Source organism: Siphonobacter sp. (assembly GCF_048595215.1).
Classification (GTDB): domain Bacteria; phylum Bacteroidota; class Bacteroidia; order Cytophagales; family Spirosomataceae; genus Siphonobacter.
In genome coordinates this window covers 1-6038 of the sequence record NZ_JBMDWJ010000008.1, presented here as the reverse complement: position 1 = coordinate 6038, position 6038 = coordinate 1, and the positions used below count along the sequence as shown (strand labels likewise).

3 protein-coding genes and 1 pseudogene are annotated in these 6038 nt (G+C 49.7%); 2 read left to right on the top strand and 2 right to left on the bottom strand.

Annotated features, from left to right (window positions below; genetic code table 11):
* Together ACOJTG_RS00550 and ACOJTG_RS00545 are read left to right on the top strand one after the other, a co-directional pair.
* Positions 1–684 (top strand): efflux RND transporter periplasmic adaptor subunit (locus ACOJTG_RS00550; protein ID WP_420152010.1); only part of this gene is annotated, 684 nt, incomplete at its 5' end.
* 24 nt (positions 685–708) lie between these two features.
* Positions 709–3819: an efflux RND transporter permease subunit gene (locus ACOJTG_RS00545; RefSeq protein ID WP_420152009.1), complete on the top strand. Its 3111-nt coding sequence runs from the start codon at positions 709–711 to the stop codon at positions 3817–3819.
* A gap of 131 nt (positions 3820–3950) precedes the next feature.
* Here the strand turns inward: ACOJTG_RS00545 and ACOJTG_RS00540 are convergent, their stop codons facing one another.
* Both ACOJTG_RS00540 and ACOJTG_RS00535 read right to left on the bottom strand, forming a co-directional pair.
* Positions 3951–5279, bottom strand: coding sequence for an OmpA family protein (locus ACOJTG_RS00540; protein ID WP_420152008.1), 1329 nt, complete (start codon positions 5277–5279; stop codon positions 3951–3953).
* 131 nt (positions 5280–5410) lie between these two features.
* A pseudogene (locus tag ACOJTG_RS00535) lies at positions 5411–6038 on the bottom strand (hypothetical protein); the annotation flags it as partial.

Sequence of the window (6038 nt, the reverse complement as noted above, 5' to 3'; positions counted from 1 at the left end):
CAAGCCGGATTGTCTTCCCAGAAAGACCTCGTTGCGGCTCGTGGCCAATTGTCGGCGGCGAAGGGGGAGGTTGACCGGGTCAACGAACGCCGCCGCATCATGGGTGGGAGTGGAGCTTCCTATATCGTGAAGGCTCCTATTAGTGGCTTTATCGTGGAGAAAACGGCCGCTTCTGGTATGGAGTTACGGTCGGATGATCCCGAAACGCTCTTTACCATTTCCAACCTGGATCAGGTTTGGGTAATGGCAAACGTGTACGAAGCCGACCTGAGTAACATTAATGAAGGCGACGAAGCAACAATTACAACCATCGCTTATCCGGATCAGGTATACAAAGGTCGAATCGATAAGGTGTTCAACGTACTCGACCCCGATAGTAAGACCATGAAGGTGCGAATTACGCTGCTCAATGCCGACTTTAAACTCAAGCCCGAGATGTTTGCCAACGTCATTGTTTCGTATCCGGGACAGGGTGAACGTATAGCAATTCCCGGTAATGCACTCGTATTCGATAAGAGCCGGAATTTCGTTGTCGTCGTCAATCGGCAAAATCAGCCCGTTGTGCGTGAAGTAACCATCTTTAAAACCATCGGGGATACGGTCTATCTCAACAGTGGCTTGCAGGCGGGCGACCGCATTGTAACGAAAAACCAACTGTTGATTTACAATGCCTTAGATAATTAATGGAGCCAGGCTCCGACCTTTCCCATGAATAAGTTCATTAAAGGTATTTTGTCCTTCTCGCTGAAGAACAAATTCTTGATCTTCTTTCTGACGCTGCTGGCCGCTGTGGCGGGTTTCATCTGCTATCAGAATACCCCCATTGAAGCGTTTCCTGACGTTACGAATACCCGGATTACAATCATTACGCAGTGGCCGGGACGTTCCGCTGAAGAGGTGGAAAAATTCGTAACCATTCCGGTGGAAATCGGGCTGAACTCCGTCCAGAAAAAAACGGATATTCGCTCGTCAACGCTGTTTGGATTGTCCGTAGTCAACGTCATGTTTGACGATGGGGTGGACGATGCCTTCGCTCGCCAACAAGTCAATAACCTGCTGGGAAATGTGGATTTACCCGAAGGCATTCGGCCCGAAGTACAGCCGCCCTACGGACCTACGGGGGAAATTCTCCGCTATACGCTCAAGTCACCCACGCGGTCGGTACGGGAATTGAAAACGCTTCAGGACTGGGTCATTGACCGTCAATTCAAAAGCGTACCCGGCGTGGCCGATGTAGTAAGCTATGGCGGGGAAGCCAAAGCGTACGAGATTTCCATCAATCCCCACCGCCTGCTTGATTACGGCATTACACCACTTGAAGTATTCCAGGCTGTACAAAGTGCCAACCTCAACGTGGGGGGCGACGTCATTGAAAAAAGTTCGGAAGCGTATGTAGTCCGGGGCATTGGGATGCTCGACAACTTACAGGACATCGAGAATACGGTAATCAAAAACGTGAAGGGTACGCCCATCATGGTACGTAACGTGGCCGATGTGGCCGAGTCAGCCTTACCCCGACTGGGTCAGGCTGGTCGCGACAAGGAAGACGACGTTGTCGAAGGCGTAGTGATTATGCGGAAGGGTGAAAATCCCAGTGAAGTCATTGCCCGGGTGAAGGATAAAATCAAGGAGCTGAACACCACGATTTTACCCGAGGACGTTAAAATCAATACGTTCTACAACCGCGAAACGCTCATCAACTTCTCTACGCATACCGTTACCCACAACCTGCTGGAAGGTCTGATTTTCGTAACCGTCATCGTCTTCATTTTTATGGCCGACTGGCGAACGACCGTAACCGTATCCATTGTGATTCCGCTAGCGTTGCTTTTTGCCTTCATTTGTTTACGACTGAAAGGCATGTCGGCCAACCTGCTTTCCATGGGTGCCATTGACTTTGGAATCATCGTCGATGGAGCGGTGGTGATGGTGGAAGGCATTTTTGTAACGTTGGACGAGATGGCTCACCGCGAAGGCATGACCCGTTTCAACAAGATGGCTAAACTGGGCGTGATTCGGAAAACGGGTACGGAAATGGGTAAAGCCATTTTCTTTTCTAAAGCCATTATCATTACGTGTCTGGTCCCCATCTTCTCGTTTCAGAAAGTAGAAGGAAAGATGTTCTCGCCCCTGGCCTGGACCTTGGGCTTTGCCTTACTCGGAGCCCTGATTTTTACGCTGACGCTGGTGCCCGTACTGGCCAGTATGCTGCTGAAGAAAAACGTGAAAGAAAAACATAACTTCTTCACGGATTTCATCACCCGCTCGACCATGAAAGGCTTTGGCTTTACGTACGCCCACAAGAAACTAACGCTGCTGGCTACGACGATACTCGTCGTTATTGGGCTGGCTGGTTTTAAACTATTGGGTACGGAGTTTCTGCCGGAACTGAATGAAGGTTCCATTTACGTACGGGCGACCATGCCGATGTCGATTTCACTGCCCGAATCCGTACGCCTGACGACGCAGATGCGAAAAGTATTCGAGCAGTTCCCCGAGGTAAAAGCGGTGATTTCCCAAACCGGACGTCCCAACGATGGTACGGATCCGACCGGCTTCTACAACATTGAGTTTCTGGTGGATATTTATCCAAAGGACGAGTGGAAAAGCGGTATCACGAAAGAGCAACTAATCGCTCAGATGCAGAAAAAACTTTCGGTATTTCCCGGCGTGGATTTTGGCTTTTCGCAACCCATTATGGACAACGTGGCCGAAGCCGTATCGGGCGTGAAAGGTAGCATCGCCGTGAAGATCTACGGAAAGGATCTGAACATTCTGGAAGAAAAAGCCGGAGAAATCGACGCTCAGCTGGCTACCGTATCAGGCATTACGGATCTAGGGGTGATTCGGAACATCGGTCAGCCGGAAATGCATATTTTGCTGGATGAGCAAAAGCTGGCTCTGTACGGGGTGAATAAAACCGATGCTCAGGCCGTCGTTGAAATGGCCATTGGCGGTAAAGCAGCCACGCAGATTTACGAAGGCGAACGCCGTTTTGACTTACGGATTCGGTACGCACCCAATTTCCGCTCAACTGAGGAACAGATTGCCAATCTGATGGTGCCGACGATGAACAATACGGAGATTCCCATCAAACAGATTGCCACGATCAGTACACAAACGGGTCCGGTATTGATTTATCGGGAAGGGAACGTTCGCTACGGAGCCGTGAAGTTTTCCGTACGGGGTCGGGATATGGGTGGAGCTGTGGCTGAAGCCCAGCAAAAAGTAGCTGCTGCGGTGAAACTGCCTCCGGGTTATACCGTGAAATGGGCGGGGGATTTTGAAAACCAGCAACGGGCCACGGCTCGACTGGCTCAGGTAGTACCCATTAGTTTGCTGGGCATTTTCCTGATTTTGTTCGTACTGTTTGGCAATGCTAAAGACGCCGGATTGGTACTGGTAAACGTGCCTTTTGCCATCATTGGCGGGATTGCCGCCCTGTTGATTACGCACGTCAATTTCAGTATCTCGGCGGGCATTGGATTCATCGCTCTCTTTGGTATCTGTATTCAGAATGGGGTAATTCTGATATCGGTATTCAAGAAAAATCTGCAAAAGAAAATTCCGCTCAACCAGTCCATTTCGCAGGGCGTATTGTCGCGGGTACGGCCGGTAGTCATGACGGCCATGATGGCGGCAATCGGTCTGATTCCGGCGGCTTTGTCTACGGGGATCGGTTCGGAAACTTCGAAACCTCTGGCGATTGTCGTCATTGGTGGTCTGATTACGGCGACCTTGCTGACGCTATTGGTCTTCCCGCTGGTATTTTATATGTCTTACCGACGGACGTATGCTCACTTGGTAGATCAGTTATAGGTTTAAGTTAATGCTAACAAGAAGAGCGACGTAACCATACGTCACTCTTCTTGTTTTTATCCTTTACTAGTAGAGGTTTTCAAACCTGTACCAGAATACAAAATTATCTAAGCATGCCAATCGAGTCCCTTTTATAACTTCAAAAACTCCACCCGCCGATTATTCGCCTTTCCCACCAGCGTATCATTCGAATCAATGGGTTGGGTTTTGCCTTTCCCATCGGTTTCCAGTCGGGATGCATCGAGACCAAAGTCTGAGATCAGAATACTTTTCACCGATTCCGCCCGGCGTTTGGACAGGTCCAGATTCGAGCTTTCATTCCCATCCGCGTCGGTGTGACCCACGATCTTCACACGTAGACTGGCATTTTCCTTCAAAACATTGGCAATATCCTGCAAGGCCCCGAACGAACTGGGTTTGATGCGATCACTGTTCACGTCGAAGAGAATCCCGTGCGTAGTAAATTTACCTTCGGTTAGCAATTTGTTGCGAGTATCCGGAGCACCCACCGCCAGCTCGATATTACTCACGAAGAAAGCTCCCTCTTTTTTATCGTAATCCGGAGCATAAGCGGCCAGCACAAGTGAATTCAAGGCCGTAGTAGTTTCCAGTGCCCGTGGCAGATCCAGCACTTTGGTACTATCCAGATAAACCCGAACGCGTTGTTTTTGTCGCCAGATGGACACCTTTACCGCATTTTTCTTGGGAACTACGAATTCCGGAGAGCCGTCCCGGTGCTGCGAGCCGATCAGATGCGAGGAGTAGTGAATACTTCCGGAACCCGAAGATTTGGGCCGGAAGCCAATTTTAAAATTGGGGGTTGACGAAGTAGATTCATCGGCTCCCCAGCTAAACTTCTCATCCGCATTTTTCGTCTGCATCAGACTAATGATAAACGTACCAATACCGGCGATGCCCGGAGAAGCCATCACATCCATTTGCAGGGTGAAATTTTCGGGCAAATTCTGCGTCAGATATTCCGGATAAAAAACGCCATCCTGATTCATACGTAGCCACTTTCCGGGTCTATTGTTCACTGTAACCAGTTCGCCACCCGTACGCGTATTCCATTGAGCCGGAAAATCGCCTATGGCATCCTGCGAGAAATCTTCGTGAACAATGATTTTTTCTCCCGGAACAAAATCAAAACGGGAATACGAGGTAAAAGCAACGGGCGAAGCAGGTGCCGCCGCTGGAGTAGCAGAGGGAGTAGAATCGTTAGAAGTACCCACGGTGCTGTTAGAGCCATTGGGTTCAGACGTAGGTGGCGTAGTCTCTTCGCCCGCTTTTGATTCCTTCTTTTTCTTCTTGGAAGTGGCCTTGTCGATCGACTGATCAATGGTTCGGTCAATCTTCTGGTTTACTTTCTGCTCTACTCTACTTTTAATACGGTCTAACAATTGAGCTTGAGCATGGCCCGCCCACATACTGACAACTACTAGTACCAAAAATTTCTGCATGCCTGAATAAAGAGTTAAGGAGTTTCAAATGCGGAAGCAAGTATAGCTACTTCTGCCGTAGCCTGCGGCTTTAAGAAGTACGAATACGAACTAAAAATGGATTACCGGTTGTCAGACCGGGTTAAATGCGTTTATTCTTTGGTGAAGAACGTGTACTGAATGTTCCAGCGAAATTCCTTACCCGGTTCGGCCTTGATTGGATTATACGGTTCCGGGCAAAACGTCGTACGCTTGGCCCAGCATACGATTCGGGTCAGTGGTTGATCGCCGGTGACGGTAATCCCTACACTTTTGTTTTCCACGCGGAGGTGGTAGTCTTTGGCGGTTGTACCGAAGCCAGTCAGGAAGACCTGCGTCGATTCGCCCGGCCCCAGTTCCTTCAGAAAATGCCAGCTATTCCCCTCCACCGCCGCCAGCGTACCCAATCCCTGGGTTTCGCCCTGGGTTTGGAGGGCAAACGGAAATGTGACCCGGCAGTCGGGACCCGTCGGCTGGCGATCCAGTACAAAGAAATTATGGTTATAGACGTTCGTTTCAATCGTTTTAGTACCGGTATTTTTCAGGCGGTGTTCCAATACCAGTATGGGCTTGTTAGGGAGAAGTCGAACCGTTTTTTCGTATTGGTACGAATACCCCGCCGCATCGATGAGTTCGTGTGTGAAGGTGATATGGTCCTTGCCCACGCGGGTCGTCCAGTGACCGGGATTGGTGTTTTCGTAGGAACGATAAAAACGGTAGGCGGTCGTATCTTTTTTACGC